Raw genomic sequence first — 19819 nt, 5'->3', positions numbered from 1 at the left:
GGGCCGGGCTAGTTCACCGGCTCCGGCTCTGGCGCGTCCTCGCTCTCCGCCTCGTCCGCCGGGTCGACGGGCGTCTTGACGGAGTCGAGAAGGAGCTGGGCCACGTCAACGACCTGGACGTTCTCGCTGACCTTGCCGTCGTTCTTCTTGCCGTTGACCGAGTCGGTGAGCATGACCAGGCAGAACGGGCAGGCGGTGGAGACGATGTCCGGGTTGAGGGACAGCGCCTCGTCGACGCGCTCGTCGTTGATGCGCTTGCCGATCCGCTCCTCCATCCACATCCGGGCGCCGCCCGCGCCGCAGCAGAAGCCGCGCTCCTTGTGGCGGTGCATCTCCTCGTTCCGCAGTCCCGGCACCTTGGCGATGATCTCGCGCGGCGGCGTGTAGACCTTGTTGTGGCGGCCCAGGTAGCACGGGTCGTGGTAGGTGATCAGGCCCTCGACCGGGGTGACCGGGATCAGCTTGCCCTCGTCGATGAGGTGCTGGAGCAGCTGGGTGTGGTGGATGACCTCGTACTCGCCGCCCAGCTGCGGGTACTCGTTGGCGATCGTGTTGAAGCAGTGCGGGCAGGTCGCGACGATCTTCTTCTTGGACTTCGGCTTCTTGGTCGCCTCGTCCTCGTCGTCTTCCCCGAAGGCCGCGTTCAGGCTCGCGACGTTCTCCGCGCCCAGCTGCTGGAAGAGGAACTCGTTGCCCAGGCGGCGAGGGGAGTCACCGGTGCACTTCTCGTCGCCGCCCATGATCGCGAACTTGACGCCGGCGATGTGCAGCAGCTCCGCGAAGGCCTTGGTGGTCTTCTTGGCCCGGTCCTCCAGGGCGCCCGCGCAGCCGACCCAGTACAGGTAGTCGACCTCGGTGAGGTCCTCGATGTCCTTGCCGACGACCGGCACCTCGAAGCCTGTGTCCGCTGCAAGCTCCTTGGTCCACGCCAGCCGCTGCTTCTTGGCCAGGCCCCAGGGGTTGCCCTTCTTCTCCAGGTTCTTCAGCATCGTGCCCGCCTCGCTGGGGAAGCTGGACTCGATCATCACCTGGTAGCGGCGCATGTCCACGATGTGGTCGACGTGCTCGATGTCCACCGGGCACTGCTCCACGCAGGCGCCGCAGGTGGTGCAGGACCACAGCACGTCCGGGTCGATGACGCCGCCCGCGGCGAAGCCGCTGTCGGACGCGGCCTCGAGGGTGCCGATCAGCGGCCGCTCGGCCTCGGCCAGCGCCGCCGCGGGCACCTGGGCCAGCTGCTCCTCGCTCGCCTTCTCCTCGCCCTCCATCGTCTTGCCGCCGCCGGCCAGCAGATAGGGGGCCTTGGCGTGGCTGTGGTCGCGCAGCGCCATGATCAACAGCTTGGGGGAGAGCGGCTTGCCGGTGTTCCAGGCGGGGCACTGCGACTGGCAGCGGCCGCATTCGGTGCAGGTGGAGAAGTCGAGGATGCCCTTCCAGGAGAAGTGCTCGATCTGCGAGACGCCGAACTGGTCGTCCTCGCCCGGGTCCTCGAAGTCGATCGGCTTGCCGTCGCTCACCATCGGCTGGAGGGCGCCGAGCGCGACCTCGCCGTCCGCGTTGCGCTTGAACCAGATGTTGGGGAAGGCGAGGAAGCGGTGCCAGGCGATGCTCATGTCGAGGTTGGTGCTGACCGTGATCATCCAGATGAAGGACGTCGCGATCTTCAGTCCTGCGAAGAAGTAGGTGAGGTTCTGGAGCGTCGAGACGTCCATCCCCTCCAGCCACGAGATCACCGGATACGAGATGAAGAACGAGGCCTCGTATCCGGCCACATGGTGCTGGGCGCCCTCCAGCGCGTGCAGCATGAAGATGCAGACGCCGACGATGAGGATGACGGCCTCGACGAAGTACGCCTGGCCGAAGTTGGAGCCCGCGAAGCGGGACTTGCGGCCCGCGCCGCCCGGCCGGTTCAGCTGCCGGATGATGATCAGAGTCACGATGCCGAGGATCGTCATGGTGCCGATGAACTCGACGAAGATGTTGTACGGCGCCCATTCGCCGATGACCGGCAGCAGCCAGTCGGCCTTGAAGAGCTGCCCGATGGCGTTGACGATCGTCAGCAGCAGCGAGAAGAAGCCCATCGCGACGAACCAGTGCGCCGCGCCGACGATGCCCCACTTGTTCATGCGGGTGTGGCCGAGGAATTCCTTGACCACCGTCACGGTGCGCTGCGCGGGGTCGTTGGTCCGGAGACCGGCGGGTACCGACTGGCCGCGCCGCATGAAGCGGACGATCTGCACGATCGCGCGGCCGAACAGTGCGACGCCGACCACGATCAGGGCCAGCGACACGATGACCGCGGCGAGTTGCATGCTTGTGCCTTCCGTCTCTCCTGTGCCGATTCAGCCCTTGCGGGCCTTGACCTCATCGGTCAGCGCCGGGACGACGTCGAAGAGGTCGCCGACGATCCCGTAGTCGACCAGGTCGAAGATGGGCGCTTCGGCGTCCTTGTTGATCGCGACGATCGTCTTCGAGGTCTGCATACCGGCGCGGTGCTGGATCGCGCCGGAGATGCCGGAGGCGATGTACAGCTGCGGGGACACGGACTTGCCGGTCTGGCCGACCTGGTTGGAGTGCGGGTACCAACCGGCGTCCACGGCGGCGCGGGAGGCGCCGACGGCCGCGCCGAGGGAGTCGGCGAGGGCCTCGATGATCGCAAAGTTGTCGGCGCCGTTGACGCCGCGGCCGCCGGAGACCACGATCGCGGCCTCGGTCAGGTCCGGACGGCCCGTCGACTCACGCGGCGTGCGCGAGGTGACCTTCGTACCCGTCGCCTGCTCGGAGAAGCTGACGGTGAGGGCCTCGACCGCGCCGGCGGCCGGGGCCGACTCCACGGCCGCCGAGTTGGGCTTGACGGTGATGACCGGCGTGCCCGTCATCACCGTGGACTTGGTGGTGTACGAGGCGGCGAACACCGACTGCGTCGCCACCAGAGTGCCGTCAGCGACCTCCAAGTCGACGGCGTCGGTGATCACACCGGACTTGATGCGCAGCGCCAGACGTGCCGCGATCTCCTTGCCCTCCGCCGAGGACGGCACCAGCACGGCGGCCGGGGAGACCGCCTCGTAGGCGGCCTGCAGCGCGTCCACCTTCGGCACGACCAGGTAGTCGGCGTACTCGGCAGCCTCGTGCGTGAGGACCTTGACTGCGCCGTGCTCGGCGAGGGCGGCCTGCGTGTCGGCGGCACCGTTGCCCAACGCGACGGCGACTGGGTCGCCGATGCGGCGGGCCAGCGTCAAAAGCTCCAGGGTGGGCTTGCGGACAGCACCGTCCACGTGGTCGACAAAGATCAGGACTTCAGCCATGGGACTACGATCTCCTGCAATCACAGAGAATTCGGGCGGGGAACCGGGACGTGGGAAGTGCAGATGAACTTCTGTCCCGCGAGGAACTCGGCGAGCTGCTTGGCGCCCTCGCCCTCGTCCTTGACGATCGTGCCCGCCGTCCGCGCCGGGCGCTCATCGGCCGAGGCGACCTTCGTCCAGGCCCCCGCCAGGCCCACCTGCTCGGCCTCGATGTCCAGGTCGTCCAGGTCCCAAGACTCCACCGGCTTCTTCTTCGCCGCCATGATCCCCTTGAAGGAGGGGTAGCGCGCCTCACCGGACTGGTCCGTCACCGACACCACCGCAGGAAGCTGCGCTTCGAGCTGCTCCGAGGCGGTGTCGCCGTCACGGCGGCCGGTGACCTTGCCGTCGGCGACCGCGACCTCCGACAGCAGCGTCACCTGCGGCACGCCCAGCCGCTCGGCCACCAGCGCGGGCACAATCCCCGCCGCGCCGTCGGTGGAGGCCATGCCGGAGATCACCAGGTCGTAGCCGGCCTTCTCGATCGCCTTCGCCAGCGCCAGCGAGGTGCCGATCGCATCGGTTCCGTGCAGGTCGTCGTCCTCGACGTGAATCGCCTTGTCCGCACCCATCGACAGCGCCTTGCGCAACGCGTCCCTGGCGTCCTCCGGACCCACCGTCAACACGGTGATCTCCACGTCGTCGTCGGAGTTCTCCGAGATCTGCAGCGCCTGCTCCACCGCGTACTCGTCGAGCTCCGACAGCAGACCATCGACATCGTCGCGGTCCAACGTCAGGTCATCGGCGAAATGCCGGTCGCCCGTGGCATCCGGCACGTACTTCACGGTGACAACGATCCTCAAGCTCACTGGACGTCCCTTTTCTCGTGCTCACAGCCGACGCGTCGGCGCACCGGGCTGCGGTCTCGTCGTTGCGTGGCTGACCTACTCAGAGCGGTTCAGGTACCACTCGGCCATGAGCTGGCTCTGATCCGCGTCACGGCCGAAGCGCTCGATCGCCTCCTCGGTGAACCTCTCCACCAGGTGACCGATGGGGGTGCTGTGCTCCAGACTCTCCGCCAGCTCATTGGCCAGGCGGATATCCTTACGCATGAGCTCGAGGGTGAAGCCCTGTGGTTTGTAGGAATCGCCGCTGAGGAGCTGCGGAAACGTATACTCGGTCGCATAGTTCCGGCCCGTCGACTTGTTGAGAATGTCGACCACCGTGTTCTGATCGATTCCGCAGGCTTCACCCAGGCGGATCGCTTCGAGGGCCGCGAACCGATTGCAGCTGTTGATCAGGTTGTTCACCAGCTTCATCGCGTGCCCCGTACCGACAGGACCGACGTGATAGACATCGGAGGTGACATGCAGCAGTAGTTCGCTGACCTTGGCGAATGCTGTCTCAGAGCCACCGACCATGAGCGTGGCGGTGCCGGCCCTGGCGCGCCGGACGCCCCCACCGATCGGGGCATCGACGAAGTCGACCCCTCGTTCGGTCAAAGCGTCGACGATTCCGCTGTCCGCCATCGGGGTTCCCGTGGTCGTGTCGATCACTACGGTGCCCGGCGTGAAGTGCTTGGCTATGCCCTCAGTTCCGAGGAGTAGTTCGGTCACCTGCGCCGGGCCGGGCAGGGATATGAAGACGCGCTTGCACTGCCGAGCTATCTCTTCAGCCGTGACGAAAGTCGCTCCCTGGCTGACGAGTTCTGCCGCTGCTTCTTCCCTGCGATCGTTCACCAAAAGCTCTTGTGACTTCACGAGCCGGGACGCGATGGCCGATCCCATGGCACCGACACCGATGAATCCAACTTTTCCTGCCACCAGAAACACCTCGTTCATGTCATGACCTACCGGGGTCCGTTCGTCCGTCCGGAAGAGGTCCGCTTACTCCAGCGAGGTTCCCGCTTCCCTCAGCCCCCGGGCAGGATGGATCTCCGTGGTGTTGCGCCCGTTTCGATCCAGGCAGTCTTCACCTTTGTGTACTCGTTCACGGCATTGAGGTCGCCCCAGTGGGGCGCCCGGCAACTGCCATCCCCACAGCGAACATAGCCCGGCCTCAGCAAGCAGTCAATTGTCTGACAGCTTCTTGTTCGGTAACCCTCGCACACGGCCCTGACCCACACACGCTCTTCGGACCTCGATCGCCGCGACTCCCCCACTTCCGCTCGCCACCCCGCCCACCCCCACAGCCCGAGCGGCAGGGCCTCACTCGCATCTGTCAGATGTTTACCTATCGATAGCACCTTTTTTTGATCCGCTGTTGCATGACAATTGACTTCATGAAACCTGGCCGCCTACCGTGACGCCGCGACTGACCACCCTCGACGGGAGTCACAAAAAATGACCGCAAACCGGGCACCGCAGCCCGAGAGCAGGGCACAAGTCGTCTCCGCGCCACCTCCCCCCGCCACGTCGAACGTCTCCATGCGCAAGCTGGCGATCGCCAGTTGCGTGGGGACCACCATCGAACTGGCCGACTTCGGACTGTTCGCCTTCGCCTCGGTCCTCGTCTTTCCGGAGATCTTCTTCCCCGCCCTGGGGAGCGCTGCCGGACTCACCGCTTCCCTCGCCACCTTTGGTGTTGTCTTCGTCGCCCGCCCGATCGGCAGCATCGTCTTCGGACACTTCGGTGATCGTCTGGGACGAAAGGGCACCCTGCTCACGACGCTCGTGATCATGGGCGTCTCGACGGTGCTCGTAGGATGCATCCCGCCCGCGTCGCAGATCGGTGTCGCCGCCCCGATCCTCCTCGTGGCCCTGCGCTTCGCCCAAGGCCTGGCCGTGGGAGGCGAGTGGGCCGGAGCGATCCTCACCACGGCCGAGTACGCGCCTACCGAACGAAGGGGATTCTGGGCTATGTCCGCCTCTCTGGGAGGCGGCTTCGGCGCCGTCCTCAGCAGCGCTCTGATCGTGGGCGGGAGCCTGGGCATGAGCGACGAGAGCTATCTGAGTTGGGGATGGCGCTTGCCGTTCCTGGCGAGCATCGTCCTGGTCGGTGTGGGGTTGTGGGCCCGGCTCACGATCGAGGAGACCCCGGTTTTCAGAGCCGAGGTCGCCAAGCACGGCGTCACACGTGTCCCCATCCTCGACGCCGTGCGGGCACAGCCGCGTCAGATCGTTCTGGCATCCGGGATGATGCTCATGGTCTACGCCTCGTACTACCTGGGCATCACCTTCCTCACGAACTACGCCACGTCGGATCTCGGCATCGCGCGGTCCACGGCTCTGCTGGTCGCGCTGGTCGCAACCGTCTTCTACACGGCTGGCATCTTCCTCACCGGAGCTCTGGCGGACCGCTTCGGGCGGCGGCGCCTCATGCTGACTGCCGCAGTCGCCGCGGTGGTGTTTCCTCTGGTCCTGTTCCTGTTCATGCGCAACGGGTCTCTTTCAGGCCTGGTCGTGGCAATGTGCGGCACGATGTTCATCACCGGGACAGCGACCGGACCGCTGGGAGCGTTTCTCTCGGAGCTGTTCCTCACCCGCTACCGCTACAGCGCGGCCGGCTTCTGCTACAACTTCGCCGGAATCCTCGGAGGCGCTGTCCCACCGCTGTTCGCCGCGTCGATCACGGCGTCGTACGGCGCGAGCATGTACGGAGTTCTGGTCTCCGTCCTCAGTGTCATCAGCCTGCTCTGCGTGCTTGGGCTCGAGGAGCCCAAGGGGCGCGACCTCAGCGATGTGGGGTCCGACTGACGACGCCCTCGACGTCGCTCGCCTTCCTCCGCGATTCGAAGCCGCACCACCGCGGCGCACACCACGGGTGGCCAAGGCGTTGCCCGGAAAGGCAGATCAATGCAGGGACTCACTTTCCTGGGAGACCGCACTCTCGCATTGGGCCACTTCCCCGACCCGACACCGGGTCCCGGCGAGGTCGTCATCCAGGTCATGGCATCCGGACTGTGCGGAAGCGATCTCCACCAATACCGGTCGGCCACCCCGCCTTCGTGCATCGTCGGCCACGAACCCTCCGGCATCGTCGCGGCAGTAGGGCCGGGGGTGAGTGCTCGACTCTGGCGTGTGGGTGACCGGGTGACGGTTCACCACTACGCCGGCTGCACTGTCTGCGATCAGTGCCGGTCGGGCTGGTTCCAACTGTGTCGGAACGGCACGGTGCGATACGGCGCCGACGCACACGGGTCGCACGCGTCGTACATGCTGGTACCAGCCGTCACCCTCGTCAGGCTCCCGGACTCTCTGACGTTCGATGCGGGCGCGGCGCTCGGGTGCGGCACCGGGACTGCATGGGGCGCCCTGCGCAGGCTCGGGGACCTGTCCGGTTCGAACCTCGCGGTGTTCGGCCAGGGCCCCGTCGGTCTGTCAGCGACCATGATCGCCAGTGCCCTCGGTGCCAGGGTCATCGCTGTGGACGTCGAAGACTCCCGCCTGGACATGGCCCGTCACTTCGGCGCGGCGGACGTTGTCAATCCGCGAACCACCCCGGTCGACGAAACGATCCGAGATCTTACCGACGGTCTTGGGGCCTCCCACGTGCTGGAGACATCGGGCAGCGAACAGGGTGCTGCCGATGCTCTGTCGTCCCTTGCCACTTGGGGCCGGGCCTGCTTCGTCGGACTCGGCGGTGGGAGCTTCAAGGTTGACGTGACGCGGCTCCTCCCCACGCAGGCAACCATCATGACGTCGTGGACTCTGTCCATCCCTGAACTCTCGCGTTGCGTGGACTTCGCCGCCCGGCACGAGCTCCCGGTCTCCGACCTGTTCACCGACCAGTGGCGGCTCGACGAGGCCGAGGACGCGTACGCCACGTTCGACCACCAGCGCGGTGGCAAAGGCGTCTTCCTCTTCTAGGGTCCGTCTTCACAGGTCATCGGGAGGTGGTTCATGGCGGGGTGAACGGGAGCCGGCTCATAGTGTGCTCCCGCACCGACCTTCGTCGAGGCCGAGAACACCATCACCTACTCCCTGTCGGTACCGGCCTCCCTCGTCTCCGGACTGTCGTTCCGGCGCGGTCCGGTCAGCCCCGTCGGACAGCTCCCAGCTGAGTCCGGTGCAGGCCGGAAGCCGCGAACCGGTGCGCCACCGTGTCCAGGACCCGGGCCATCGCTTCCGCGGGCGGGGTGGCGGGTCGGGTCTGGGCGCGGGCGAGCAGGACGCGGCGGGTGGGGGCGGGCACGTCGGAGGCGAAGGGAAGGAGGCGTACGTCGCTGCGGCGGCTGGTGAGGGCGAGACGGGGCGCCAGCGCGATGCCGAGCCCGGCGGCCACCATGGCCTGCGCCTCCTGGTAGTCGTGCGAGGCGTAGGCGATGCGCGGTTCGTAGCCGGCCTGGCGGCAGCTGCGGCGCAGCACGTCGGCCACGGGGTGGTTGTCGGCGCGGATGATCCATTCCTGGTCGGCGAGGTCGCTCAGCCGCACGGAAGCATGGGCGCGCAGGGGCGAGTCCGCGGGGACCACCAGCACCGTGGGGTCGTCGAGGAGGTGGGTGAGCGTCAGGGCGGGGTCGTCGAGGCGGCTCCAGCTGTAGTCCCACAGCAGGGCCTGCTCCACCTCACCGGTGTGCAGCATCTCGCACAGTTCGGCGCGGACCCCGGCGCGCACTTCGATACGGACTCCGGAGTGGCGGCGGCGGAAGCGGGTGAGCGCCAGCGGCAGGAGTGAGGCGCTCGCGGTGGGGAACGAACCGAGCCGCAGTGTGCCCTGGTCGAGGTCGGCGAACGACTCCAGATCCGCCTGGGCGGCGCGCAGTTCGCGGCGGATCGTCTGACCGCGCTCCGCCAGCGCGGCACCGGCCGGGGTGGGGCGGACACCACGGGGCAGCCGCTCGATCAGGGGCTGCCCGGCCTCCCGCTCCAGCAGCGACATCTGCTGCGAGGCGGCCGAGGTGGTCATGCCCATCGCCTCCGCCGCGGCGGTGAGCGAGCCGCGCTCGGCGGCCTCGGTGAGCAGGAGCATACGGCGCACGTTCAACATGGCGCCCGAGTTTAGCTGAGCTAAACCATGGTGAAGCGATCTGCCATTGTGCCGAACGCACGCCTCTGCGAAGGTCTTCGCGTTCGCCGGAACGGTTCATGAGTCGGCAATGCGCCCGTAACCGTTCCCGGTCCTTCCCTTGATTGATCGAGAAAGAGCCCCCGACGTGCACACTCCCGCGACGCTGGTCCGCGGCGGCACCAGCAAGTGCTGGCTGTTTCACCAGGTCCATGTCCCCGCCGAGCGTGGCGAGCTGGAAAAGCTGCTGGTAGCCGCCTACGGCTCCACCGATCCGGTGGAACTCGACGGTGTCGGCGGAGCCACCCCCACCACCTCCAAAGCGGCGGTCGTGAGCGCTTCCCCCGAGCCCGGTACGGATATCGACTACCTGTTCGCCCAGGTCGGCATCGGGACCGGGACGGTCGAGTGGACGAGCAACTGCGGCAACTGCGCCACCGGCGTCGCCCTGTACGCGGTCGCGAAGGGCCTGGTGCCGATCACCGGCGACCGCACCCGGGTGACGATGCGCAACATCAACACCGGCGCGGTGCTCGAAGGGCTCGTGGACACCACCGGTGGCCTCGTGCACGACTTCGGCGAGCAGACGGTGCCGGGCACCCGGGCCGGCGGGGTCGCGGTCGGCCTCACCTTCCTCGACCCGGCCGGCCGCACCACCGGCCACCTTCTGCCCACCGGGCAGGCCGCACAGGAACTGAAGGTCGGCACCGCGGACCCGGTGCTGGTGAGCATGGTGGACGCCGGTGCCCCGGTCGTCCTGGTGGACGCCCGCAGTGCCGCCCGCACCGGTTCCGAGACGCTGGAGCAGATGCGTACGCACACCCCTTGGCTGCGCACCGTCCGGCACACCGCCGCGCCGCTGATGGGACTGCTCGAACCGGGGCAGGCACCGGGCGACGCGGTGCCCAAGGTCGGCCTGGTCGGCGAGCCGGTCCCCTATACGACGACGCTCGGTGAGGCCGTCGCCGCCGAGGACTACGACGTCTCGGTGCGCATGCTCACCATGAACGCCCCCCACCCCGCCATCGGTCTGACCTCCGCCGTCGCCGTCGCGACCGCGGGCCTGCTGGAGGACTCCGTGGTCTTCCGGGCCGCGGGCGGACCGACCGGCGACTGGCTGCGCCTGGGCACCCCCGCGGGCGTGGTCGCGGTCCGCTGCTCGGACCTGCGGGACGGCCTGCCGGGCCGGGTCACCGTGCAGCGGGCCGCACGTCTGCTCGCCGACGCCCGGATCTACGTACCCCGGACTGGCCGGGCACAGGCGGCCTGAACCGGAACGACCGTCACCCCTCCCCAGAACCTGTCGATGACCCCCGTCCCCGGGTTAACCTCGCGCCTTCGGGAGCGCGCACCCCCGTCCCCACCGCACCAAGGACAATGATGTCTGCTGAAGTGATCTCCATAGGCGCGCTGCTGGTGATGTTCGTGGTCGGCACCATCCTGCCGATCAACCTGGGCATCCTGGCCTTCGTCGCCACCTTCGCCGTCGGCACCGCCTCGCTCGGCCTCACCGAGGACGAGATCTTCGAGGGTTTCCCGGTGGACCTCTTCGTGACCATCGTCGGCGTCACCTACCTGTTCTCCGTCGCCCGCCGCAACGGCACCATCGACTGGCTCGTCGCCGCCGGCGTACGGCTGGTGCGCGGCAAGGTGGCGCTGATCCCCTGGGTCCTCTTCCTGGTCGCCGCGACGCTCACGGCGTTCGGCACCTTCACCCCGGCGGCCGTCGCCCTCCTGGTGCCGATCGCGATGAACTTCGCCTACCGGTACAAGATCAATCCGCTGGTGGCCGGGATGATGGTGATCAGCGGCGGGCACGCGGGCGCGTTCTCCCCGCTCGCCGTCTCCGGTGCCCTGGTCCTCGGTCTCGTCGACGACACCAGGCTGCACGTCGCGCCCGCGACCCTCTTCGCCGCCAGCTTCGCGATCAACCTGCTGCTGTCCGCCCTCACGTACGTGTTCCTCGCCAAGCGCCCCGCCCCCTTTGCCGAGAACGCGCAGGAGGAGACCGACGGGGAGGCACCCGTCGCGTCCGGCAGGCTCGACTGGCGGCAGTGGCTCACCCTCGTCTGTCTGCTCGCGCTGGTGATCGGTGCGCTCGGCTTCCACCTGGAGATCGGCTTCCTGGCCCTGGTGGCCGGCGCGGTGCTGGCGCTGGTGGACATGAAACGGCAGGAGAAGGCCGTGGACGGCATCAGCTGGTCCACGCTGCTGCTGGTGGCGGGCATGATGACCTACATCGCGATGCTGGAGAAGGCCGGCATCATCGAGTCCGTCTCCGAACACGCCGCGAACTTGGGCGCCCCGCTCATCGTCGCCCTGGTGTTGTGTTTCACCGTGGCCATCACCTCGGCCTTCGCCTCCTCCACGGCGATCCTCACCGCGATCATCCCCCTCGCGGCGCCGCTGTTGCTCTCCAGCCACCTCAGCGCCGCCGGACTGGTCGCCGCCCTGGCGGTGTCCACCACGATCGTCGACACCTCCCCGTTCTCCACCAACGGCGCCCTCGTCCTCGGCAACGCCCGCGGAGTCGACACCCGCCGCTTCTACCGGCAGGTCATCGGCTACACCGGCGGCATCGTCGCGATCGGTCCGGTCGTCGCCTGGGGAGCCCTCGTCCTCCCCTTCTCCTGACCGGCACGGTCGGAGCCCCTGCGGGCACCGGGCGCCCCCGCGGCGCCCGGTGCCCGCTCGTCGTTCCCCCACCGGCAGACCGCTTCGCGCCATGTGACCGGCACCACCATTGAAAGCCCACATTAATTCATATTTAATGGCTGCGCTTGCCGCTTCCGGCTACGTCCCCGGCCTGTCCCGGGCCCCAGGAAGGAACTTCGATGAGCACAGCCCCCGGCGCGCCGACGGTGCCGCGCAGCGCGCTGCCCTGGGTGGAACGCATAGGCATCCCCCGCCCCCTGATGTGGGGATACGTCGCGGTCCTGATCTTCATGATCGGTGACGGTGTCGAGTCCAACTACCTGGAGCCGTACCTGCGCGACACCGGCTTCACCTCGTCCGGCGCGGGTCTGGTCATCAGCGTCTACGGCGCCTTCGTCGCGATCGGCTCCTGGCTCTCCGGCGCCCTGTCCAACCTGTGGGGACCGCGCCGCGTGATGCGGATCGGCGCCGCCCTCTGGATCGTGTTCGAGGTCCTCTTCCTCACCGCGGCGCTCCCCAGCCACCACCAGGTGCTCGTCTACGTCTTCTACGGCCTGCGTGGCATCGCCTATCCGCTGTTCGCCTACGCGTTCCTGCTGTGGATCCAGCTCACCGCCCGCAAGGAGCTGCGCGGGTCCGCCGCGGGATGGTTCTGGTTCGCCTACAGCGCGGGTCTGCCGACCATCGGTTCCGCCATCGCCGCCGTCAGCATTCCGCTGGTCGGTGCCTACTCCACCTTCTGGCTCTCCCTGGCGCTGGTCGTGGTCGGCGCGGCGATCGGCTCCTTCGCCGTGCGGGAGGCCCGCGGCGCACGGCCCATGGTCGACACCACGGCCCCGGACTTCTCCCCGCGGTCCGAACTGCTCCGCGGTGTCAGCGTGCTGAAGCGCCACCCGCGCACCGGGATCGCCGCGCTGGTCCGGATGATCAACACGACGCCCTACTTCGGGTTCTTCGTCTTCCTGCCGTCGTTCTTCACCGACGACATCGGCATCAGCGAGTCGAAGTACCTGGCACTGGTCACCTTCATGGGCGTCATCGGCATCCTCGCCGATCCCTTCTTCGGCCGGCTCAGCGACCGGCTGGGCTGGCGCGACACCATCGCCTGGGCCGGCGGCGTCGGCTGCGCGCTCGGCGTGGCGCTCGTCTACTGGGTGCCCCAACTGGCGCCGGGCAACTACGCGGTGGCGCTGCTGGCCACGGTCGTCTACGGCATTATGCTCGCCGGATACATCCCGCTGTCCGCGCTGCTGCCGTCCCTGGTGCCCGAGGAGGACAAGGGCAACGCCATGGGCATCTACAGCCTCGCCGCCGGGCTCTCCACCTTCGTCGGGCCGCTGACGTACTCCGTCGTCGACCCGCTCGTGGGCCACACCGGCGTCGTCATCGTCTACATCTGCATGTACCTGGCCGGTGCCCTGCTCACCTGGCGCTACCTGGACGTGCCCGAGGACCCGGGTGCGCGCCGCGCCCGTGGCGCCGTCCCCGTGGCCCCCGCCGCGCACAAGGACCTCCAGTCGTCCTGACCCCGCCCGGTCCCCCGGCGGCCCGCCCGCACGCAGTACGGAACAACGAGGAACATCATGAGCACACACACCAGCACCGCCACGATGACCGGCGCCTTCCTGCCCGGCGACGGCACCGTCGACCTGCGCGAGACGCCCCGCCCCCGGGCCGGCCACGGCCAGGTCGTCCTGCGCACCCGGGCCTCGGGGATCTGCGGAAGCGACATCCACTACATCTACAACGGTCATATCGGCGAGGGCGGTGCCCGGTACGACAACGTCGTGGCCGGCCACGAACCGGCCGGCGAGGTGATCGAGGTCGGTCCCGGCTGCAAGCGGCTCAAGCCCGGTGACCGCGTGGCCGTCTACCACATCTCCGGCTGCGGCCAGTGTGACGAGTGCGCCCGCGGCTACTTCATCGGCTGTACCTCCGAGTCCCGCGCCGCCTACGGATGGCAGCGCGACGGCGGTCACGCCCCCTACCTCCTGGCCGATGAGAACACCTGCGTGCCGCTGCCCGAGCCGCTGACGTACGTCGACGGCGCGTTCATCGCCTGCGGCATCGGCACGGTCTACGAGGCGCTCTCCCGGATCGCGCTGAGCGGCGCGGACCGGCTGCTGGTGACCGGGCTCGGCCCGGTGGGCGCCGCCGCCGCGCTGGTCGCGCGGGCCTTCGGCGTGCGGACCGTGTACGGCGCCGAGGTCGTCCCCGAGCGGATGGCGTGGGCCCGCTCCCTCGGGCTGTTCGACGAGGTGCTCGACTCCTCCGCCGCGCCACTGGACCGGGTCCTGGAGCTGACGGGCGGCGCCGGTGTGGAGGCGGCCGTGGACTGCTCCGGCCACCCCGCGGCCCGCTCTCTCGCCCTGAAGGCCCTGCGGGTGCGCGGCCGGCTCGCCCTCGTCGGCGAGGGCGGGCAGATGACCCTGGACGTCTCGGACGACGTCCTCCACAAGCAGGTGCTGATCTCCGGCTCCTGGGTCACCTCCGTCCAGGGCATGACCCGGCTGGCCGAGCTGCTGGCCCGGCAGGGACTGCACCCCGAGCGCCTGGTCAGCGACCGCTTCCCGCTCGCCGAGGCGGAAGGCGCCTACCAGGCCGCGGCGGGCCGCGCCGCGGGCAAGGTCTGCCTCGTCTTCGAGGACTGACCGTCTTCCAGGACCGACCGTCTTCCAGGACCGACCGTCTTCGAGGACCGACCCCGCGCGCCGGACCGCCTCTCCCCCTGCCCGCACCGACCGGACGGCAGTGGATTCCCCCTGCCGTCCGGTTCCGTTTCCCCGAGGAGCACGTCTGTGAGCAGCACACCCGCACACCGCGCCGACGCAGGCCGGGTCCGCGTCGTCCGCCGGGCCCGCGCCGGGCACGAGGTCGTGGACGTGGACAACGGCCTGATCCGCCTGGTCCTCGCGCCGGCGCTGGGCGGCCGCATCCTGTCGGCGGTCCGTGACGGGCGGGAGTTCCTGCACCGGAACCCGGACCTCCTCGACGACGCGCTCAACGCCCGTGACCCGCGGGCCGTCGGCCCGCACGACGGCCCGATGTCCGCCTGGCGCAACTGGGGCGGGGACAAGACGTGGCCGGCCCCGCAGGGCTGGTCGGGACCCGGGGAATGGGCGGGCCCGCCGGACCCTGTCCTGGACTCGGGGGCGTACGCGTGCGATGTGACCGTGGCGGACGACGGCTCACGCGCCGACGCCACCCTCACCAGCGGCGACGACCCGCGCACCGGGCTGCGGCTGATCCGCCGGATCTCCATGGTGTCCGGCCGGTGCGACGTCGCCGTACGGCTGACCGCGCGGAACGTCTCGGCGAGGACCGTCCGCTGGGCCCTGTGGAACGTCACCCAGTTGCCGGGCCACCCCGCGCGGCGGCCGGGCGACGGTGTCTGGCTGGGGACGGCCGGATCGGGCGCGCCGGACACCGTGGACCTGGTCGCGGGCACCGGACGGCCGCGCGTCGAGCGCCACGGCGACCTCCTGCACGTCCCGGCACAGGACGTCGTCGGCAAGGTCGGCTTCCCCGACGCGGCCGGGTGGATCGCCCACGTGGGCCCGGCCGGTACCTGGACCTACCGCTTCCCCGTCGACCCCACCGCCCCGTACCCGGACGGCGGTTCGCGGGCCGAGGTCTGGATGGAGCATCCGCTACGGGCGCCGCTGGAGCACCTCGGCGGTCTGCGGCCGAGCCACCGGGTGGTGGAATGCGAGGCGCTCGGCCCCTACCGGGAGCTGGCTCCCGGGGACTCGGCCCACCTGGACGGCACGATGGCGCTGGGCCCCCGTCTCGGCGCGGTGACCTCGGTGGGCCGGCACGCCTGGTGGAGCGAGCCACTGACGTGCGCCGAGGGGAGGGTGACGGGGGTGTGCGTACCGTCGGGCAGCGGTCCGGCGGTCCTGCTGCTGCGGGACGCGGCCGGCCATGTGCGCCGGCGGCGTGAACTGGGCACCTGTGCGGCGGGCGTGCCCCTGGTCCTGGACGCCCGGGTGCCGGCCGACCCCGATGGTGTGCGCCTGGACGTGTGCTGCGCGCGGGACGTCCTGGGATCGGTCGCGGTGGCGGCCGGCTGACCGGCCCCGCACATCTGTGCCCGGCACCATGGGTCCGCCATGGTGCCGGGCACAGATGTGCGGGCGTACGGCGGTCAGATGGCCGGGGGCCCGTAGGCGGCCGCCGGCGGACCGGGCACGCCGACCCGGCCCCGGAACACCGCGCCGTCGAGCGGTCCGGGCGCGGGGAGTCCCACGCGGGCCGTGGTGACGTAGAGGGTGCGTCCGTCGTCGCCGCCCAGGCAGATCCCCGCGGGCTGGGCCACCGGCAGGCGCAGCACGGTCCCCAGTGTGCCGTCGGGCAGATAACGGCGGACCTCGCCGGCGCCCCAGACCGCCGTCCACAGGGCGCCTTCGGCGTCCACGGTCATGCCGTCGGGGCTGCCGTCCTCGACCCGGACGAACTCCTCGCCCGCTCCGAGGTCGCCGTCGCGCGGGTCCACCGGGTAGCGCCGTACGAGACCGCGGGCGCTGTCCGCGAGGTACATCGTGGTGCCGTCGCGGTCGAAGGCGGGGCCGTTGGGGATGGTGATGCCACCGAGGACGCGCGTGACCGTGCCATCGGGGCCGACCCGGTACAGGGAACCCGCGTCCGGTGTCCCGTCACACGCCATGCTCCCGGCCCAGAACCGGCCATACGGGTCGGCGCAGCCGTCGTTCATGCGCATGCGTGTCGGCGCGTCCCGCTCGGGGGTGGCCGGCCACTTGGGAGCGGTGCCGGGACGCAGCAGGCAGACGCCGGTGCCGGCGGCCGCGATCCAGGCGCCGGGCCGGCCGGCGACCGGGGCGACCGCGCCCAGGGGGACGTCCAGCCGGGCGAGGGTCCGCAGCGGGCCGGTGCCGTCCTGGCGGGGTGTCATGAGACGGCCGGTGAGGATGTCGACGAGGACGAGCCTGCCGTCGGCCCAGCGGATGCCCTCGCCGAGTTCCAGGCGGTCCGATGGCTCCATGGGCGTCAGGTCGGTCATGGTGAGGCGCTCCCGGTGGTCGTGGGCGGCGGTCAGCGGATCGTGGTCCCCGGGGCCGCGGCGAGCAGGGGCAGTTCGTCGCGGCGGGGCAGCCCCTCCCAGTCGCCGTCCGAGGCGACGGCGAAGGCCCCGAGCGTGTTGGCGCGGGCGAGGCGTTGCTCCGGTGGCAGTCCGTCGAGCAGCCCGGAGAGATAACCGGCGCAGAACGCGTCACCCGCCCCCACCGTGTCCCGTACGGGCACGTGCAGGGCGGGCACGGCGTGCCGGGAGCCGTCCCGGTCACGGAAGGCGGCCCCCGCTCCCCCGCGCTTGACGACCACGTCGCGTATTCCGGCGTCCAGCAGCGCGCCGACGGCCCGTTCCTCCCCCTCGGGCCGGTCGGCGAGGGCGTGGGTCACCACGGGCAGTTCGTCGTCCGAGGCGATCAGGACGGTGATGTGCGGCAGCAGCGGGAGCAGCGCCCTGCCCGCCTCCTCGACCGTCCAGAGCCGCTGCCGGTGGTTGACGTCCAGGGCGACGGTCCAGCCGTGGGCGTGCGCGTGGGCGGCGGCCTCGCGCACCGCTTTCAGCGGGCCGGGGCCGAGTGCGCAGGTGACGCCGGTCAGGTGCAGGACGCGGGCGCCGGCGTCCAGGGCGGGCGCGAGGTCGGCGGGGGCGAGCAGCGAGGCGGCCGAGTGGCTGCGCCAGTAGTGGACGCGCACCAGGTCGGCGACGCGCCGCTCGCGGAGCATGCCGCCGGTGGGGGCTTCGGGACGGGCCCCGGCGTGGGTCGTGTCGACGCCTTCGCCGCGCAGCGTGCGCAGGATCAGGCGGCCGGGCTCGTCGTCACCGACCAGGCCCGCCCAGGCGGCCCGGTGGCCCAGCCGGGCCAGGCCGATGGCCACGTTGGACTCGGCGCCGGCGATGGTGGTCCGGGCCTCGGCGCCGACGGCGAGCGGTCCGGGCAGCTGCGCGGCGAGCATGGTCTCGCCGAACGTGAGCACGTCGACGGGCGCGTTGTCCGGGGTGGTGGTCACGCCTCCCCCTGGTGGGCGTCGTGGGCGCAGAGCGTGACGAAGCGGCGGGCGCGTGCGCGCAGGGCCTCAAGGTCACCGCCGTGCGCGGCGTCGCCCACCACGGGCGAGCCGACACCGACCGCGACGGCGCCGTACGCGAGGTACCGCTCGGCGCTGGTGAGGTCCACGCCGCCGACCGGCACGAAGGGCAGGTCGGGGAAGGGGTCGTGCAGGGCCTTCAGGTAGCCGGGGCCGCCGATCGAGGCGGGGAACAGCTTGACGGCGTCGGCCCCGGCCCGCCGGGCGGCTACGGCCTCGGTCGGAGTGAGGGCGCCGGCCAGGACCGGCAGTCCGGCGCGGACCGAGGCCGCCACGGATTCCGTGAGCGCGGGGGTCACGATCCAGCTCGCGCCCGCTTCCCGGGCACGGGCGACGTCGTCCTCGGTCAGCACGGTGCCGGCTCCGATGAGGGCCGAGGGGCCGGCCTCGGCGACGGCGCGGCGGATGACGCCGAGGGCGTCGGCGGTGTTGAGGGAGACCTCGACGAGGGCCACGCCCTCGTCCAGCAGGGCCAGGACCGTGCGCAGCGCGGCATCGGCGTCCGAGCCGCGCACGATGGCGGCCAGCCGGGTGCGCCGCAGCACGGCGGGGAAGGTGTCGGCGTTCACGGTGTGCGGGCGGTTCACGTTGAGGTCCAGGAAGGTCGGGGACGGGCGGGGGTCACCACTCGGCGAAGGAGCCGTCGGTGTGCCGCCACAGCGGGTTGTGCCAGTCGGCGACGGTGTTGTCGGCGGCGCGGACCGCCTTCTCGTCCACGTCGATGCCGAGGCCAGGGGCCGCCGTCCGCGGCAGGTGGCCGTCGTGGAAGCGCAGCGGCGTGGTGTCGACCAGGTAGTCCAGCGGACCGGCGCCCACGTTGTAGTGGATGCCTATGCTCTGCTCCTGGATGAGGAAGTTCGGCGTGGTGAAGGCGACCTGGAGGCTGGCGGCGAGCGATACGGGCCCCAGCGGGCAGTGCGGCGCGAGGAGTACGTCGAAGGTCTCGGCGAGCGCGGCGATCCTGCGCACCTCGGATATGCCGCCCGCGTGGGACAGGTCGGGCTGGACGACCGCCACCCCGGCGGTGAGGGCGGGGAGCACATCGGTACGCGAGTACAGGCGTTCTCCGGTGGCCAGCGGCACCGGGGACGCCGCGACCAGGTCGCGCAGCCGGTGGGTGTACTCGGGAAGCAGGGGCTCCTCGACGAAGAGCGGGTTGAAAGGGGCCAGGTGCGGGAGCACCTTGATGGCGTTGGCGACCGTGAACCGGCCGTGGAAGTCGACGGCGAAGTCCCGGTCGTCACCGAGCGCCTCGCGCGCGGCGGCGGCACGGGAGACGACCTCATCGATGTCACGGGTGGTCGCCAGCCGGTTCATCCGCCCACTGGCGTTCATCTTGACGGCGGTGAATCCGGCCTCCACCTGTTCCCGCACGGCCTCGGCGATCTGCGTGGGCTCGTCACCGCCGACCCAGGTGTAGGCCCGCACCCGGTCCCGTACCGGACCGCCGAGCAGCTGGTACACGGGGGCGCCGTAGACCTTGCCGGCGATGTCCCAGAGTGCCTGGTCCAGCCCGGCGACCGCGCTGGAGAGGACCGGGCCGCCACGGTAGAACGAGCCCTTGGTCATGGTCTGCCAGTGGTCCTCGATCCGCAGCGGGTCCCGCCCGACGAGGAGTTCGGCCAGTTCGTGCACGGCGGTGCGGACGGTGGCCGCGCGACCCTCGACCATGGGCTCGCCCCAGCCGACGACGCCGTCGTCCGTCTCGACGCGGCACAGCAGCCAGCGGGGCGGCACGGCGAAGGTCTCGACGCGGGTGATCTTCATGCTTCTCCTTGGTACGGCCGGGCACCGCCGGCCGGTCGGGGTGCCGGGCACGG

The 19819-nt window shown here is 70.2% G+C and carries 16 protein-coding genes; 7 read left to right on the top strand and 9 right to left on the bottom strand.

All coding sequences use genetic code 11. The annotated features are described in order from the left end of the window. Positions 1-8: 8 nt before the first annotated feature. From PS467_RS35960 to PS467_RS35945, 4 genes are all read right to left on the bottom strand, one after another. The gene (locus tag PS467_RS35960; RefSeq protein WP_311038731.1) at positions 9-2312 is read right to left on the bottom strand and encodes a (Fe-S)-binding protein; all 2304 of its coding nucleotides are present in this window, start codon (positions 2310-2312) and stop codon (positions 9-11) included. 30 nt (positions 2313-2342) lie between these two features. Then, positions 2343-3305, bottom strand: coding sequence for an electron transfer flavoprotein subunit alpha/FixB family protein (locus tag PS467_RS35955; RefSeq protein WP_311038730.1), 963 nt, complete (start codon positions 3303-3305; stop codon positions 2343-2345). Between the two features lie 20 nt (positions 3306-3325). Next, positions 3326-4153 carry an electron transfer flavoprotein subunit beta/FixA family protein gene (locus tag PS467_RS35950; protein ID WP_311038729.1) on the bottom strand — a complete coding sequence of 276 codons (828 nt, stop codon included), beginning with the start codon at positions 4151-4153 and terminating at the stop codon, positions 3326-3328. Positions 4154-4228: 75 nt separating this feature from the next. After that, positions 4229-5125, bottom strand: a complete 897-nt coding sequence (locus PS467_RS35945; protein WP_311038728.1) for an NAD(P)-dependent oxidoreductase — start codon at positions 5123-5125, stop codon at positions 4229-4231. A 585-nt stretch (positions 5126-5710) separates the two neighbouring features. Here PS467_RS35945 and PS467_RS35940 point away from each other — a divergent pair. After that, positions 5711-6979 carry an MFS transporter gene (locus tag PS467_RS35940; RefSeq protein WP_311038727.1) on the top strand — a complete coding sequence of 423 codons (1269 nt, stop codon included), beginning with the start codon at positions 5711-5713 and terminating at the stop codon, positions 6977-6979. A 99-nt stretch (positions 6980-7078) separates the two neighbouring features. Continuing rightward, on the top strand, positions 7079-8092 hold the full coding sequence (locus PS467_RS35935; protein WP_311038726.1) for a zinc-dependent alcohol dehydrogenase family protein: 1014 nt from the start codon (positions 7079-7081) through the stop codon (positions 8090-8092). Between the two features lie 166 nt (positions 8093-8258). On the opposite strand, the gene PS467_RS35930 is transcribed toward PS467_RS35935, so the two are convergent. Further along, complete coding sequence (locus tag PS467_RS35930; RefSeq protein WP_268975868.1) at positions 8259-9212, bottom strand: LysR family transcriptional regulator; 954 nt, start codon at positions 9210-9212, stop codon at positions 8259-8261. 166 nt (positions 9213-9378) lie between these two features. On the opposite strand from PS467_RS35930, the gene PS467_RS35925 reads away from it, so the two are divergent. From PS467_RS35925 to PS467_RS35905, 5 genes are all read left to right on the top strand, one after another. Next, entirely contained in the window at positions 9379-10500 is a 1122-nt protein-coding gene (locus PS467_RS35925; RefSeq protein ID WP_311038725.1) for a PrpF domain-containing protein, read from the top strand. Positions 10501-10610: 110 nt separating this feature from the next. Next, entirely contained in the window at positions 10611-11864 is a 1254-nt protein-coding gene (locus PS467_RS35920; protein ID WP_311038724.1) for an SLC13 family permease, read from the top strand. Positions 11865-12064: 200 nt separating this feature from the next. After that, complete coding sequence (locus PS467_RS35915) at positions 12065-13411, top strand: MFS transporter (RefSeq protein ID WP_311038723.1); 1347 nt, start codon at positions 12065-12067, stop codon at positions 13409-13411. 57 nt (positions 13412-13468) lie between these two features. Beyond that, complete coding sequence (locus PS467_RS35910; RefSeq protein ID WP_311038722.1) at positions 13469-14536, top strand: zinc-dependent alcohol dehydrogenase family protein; 1068 nt, start codon at positions 13469-13471, stop codon at positions 14534-14536. A gap of 147 nt (positions 14537-14683) precedes the next feature. After that, entirely contained in the window at positions 14684-15958 is a 1275-nt protein-coding gene (locus PS467_RS35905; RefSeq protein ID WP_311038721.1) for a DUF4380 domain-containing protein, read from the top strand. A gap of 74 nt (positions 15959-16032) precedes the next feature. Here PS467_RS35905 and PS467_RS35900 read toward each other — a convergent pair whose 3' ends face one another. The 4 genes from PS467_RS35900 to dgoD are packed head-to-tail and all read right to left on the bottom strand — an operon-like array spanning position 16033 to position 19766. Then, on the bottom strand, positions 16033-16905 hold the full coding sequence (locus PS467_RS35900; RefSeq protein WP_311038720.1) for an SMP-30/gluconolactonase/LRE family protein: 873 nt from the start codon (positions 16903-16905) through the stop codon (positions 16033-16035). A gap of 32 nt (positions 16906-16937) precedes the next feature. Then, entirely contained in the window at positions 16938-17867 is a 930-nt protein-coding gene (locus PS467_RS35895) for a sugar kinase (RefSeq protein WP_311040065.1), read from the bottom strand. Positions 17868-17917: 50 nt separating this feature from the next. After that, a complete protein-coding gene (locus tag PS467_RS35890) occupies positions 17918-18586 on the bottom strand; it encodes a bifunctional 4-hydroxy-2-oxoglutarate aldolase/2-dehydro-3-deoxy-phosphogluconate aldolase (protein WP_311038719.1) in 669 nt (222 codons plus the stop codon). A gap of 34 nt (positions 18587-18620) precedes the next feature. Then, entirely contained in the window at positions 18621-19766 is a 1146-nt protein-coding gene (gene dgoD / locus PS467_RS35885; protein WP_311038718.1) for a galactonate dehydratase, read from the bottom strand. Between the last annotated feature and the right edge of the window lie 53 nt (positions 19767-19819).

Origin of the sequence: Streptomyces luomodiensis, assembly GCF_031679605.1 — a bacterium.
In the GTDB taxonomy this organism is placed as follows: domain Bacteria; phylum Actinomycetota; class Actinomycetes; order Streptomycetales; family Streptomycetaceae; genus Streptomyces; species Streptomyces luomodiensis.
The sequence above is the reverse complement of the archived record's forward strand: the minus strand, read 5'-3'. Positions and strand labels throughout refer to the sequence as shown.

Bases quoted from the DNA above. Each gene is read 5' to 3' on its own strand.
- PS467_RS35960 (WP_311038731.1), bottom strand. From the start codon at position 2,312: ATGCAACTCGCCGCGGTCATCGTGTCGCTGGCCCTGATCGTGGTCGGC.
- PS467_RS35955 (WP_311038730.1), bottom strand. From the start codon at position 3,305: ATGGCTGAAGTCCTGATCTTTGTCGACCACGTGGACGGTGCTGTCCGC.
- PS467_RS35945 (WP_311038728.1), bottom strand. From the start codon at position 5,125: ATGAACGAGGTGTTTCTGGTGGCAGGAAAAGTTGGATTCATCGGTGTC.
- PS467_RS35940 (WP_311038727.1), top strand. From the start codon at position 5,711: ATGCGCAAGCTGGCGATCGCCAGTTGCGTGGGGACCACCATCGAACTG.
- PS467_RS35935 (WP_311038726.1), top strand. From the start codon at position 7,079: ATGCAGGGACTCACTTTCCTGGGAGACCGCACTCTCGCATTGGGCCAC.
- PS467_RS35930 (WP_268975868.1), bottom strand. From the start codon at position 9,212: ATGTTGAACGTGCGCCGTATGCTCCTGCTCACCGAGGCCGCCGAGCGC.
- PS467_RS35920 (WP_311038724.1), top strand. From the start codon at position 10,611: ATGTCTGCTGAAGTGATCTCCATAGGCGCGCTGCTGGTGATGTTCGTG.
- PS467_RS35915 (WP_311038723.1), top strand. From the start codon at position 12,065: ATGAGCACAGCCCCCGGCGCGCCGACGGTGCCGCGCAGCGCGCTGCCC.
- PS467_RS35910 (WP_311038722.1), top strand. From the start codon at position 13,469: ATGAGCACACACACCAGCACCGCCACGATGACCGGCGCCTTCCTGCCC.
- PS467_RS35900 (WP_311038720.1), bottom strand. From the start codon at position 16,905: ATGACCGACCTGACGCCCATGGAGCCATCGGACCGCCTGGAACTCGGC.
- PS467_RS35895 (WP_311040065.1), bottom strand. From the start codon at position 17,867: ATGCTCGCCGCGCAGCTGCCCGGACCGCTCGCCGTCGGCGCCGAGGCC.
- dgoD (WP_311038718.1), bottom strand. From the start codon at position 19,766: ATGAAGATCACCCGCGTCGAGACCTTCGCCGTGCCGCCCCGCTGGCTG.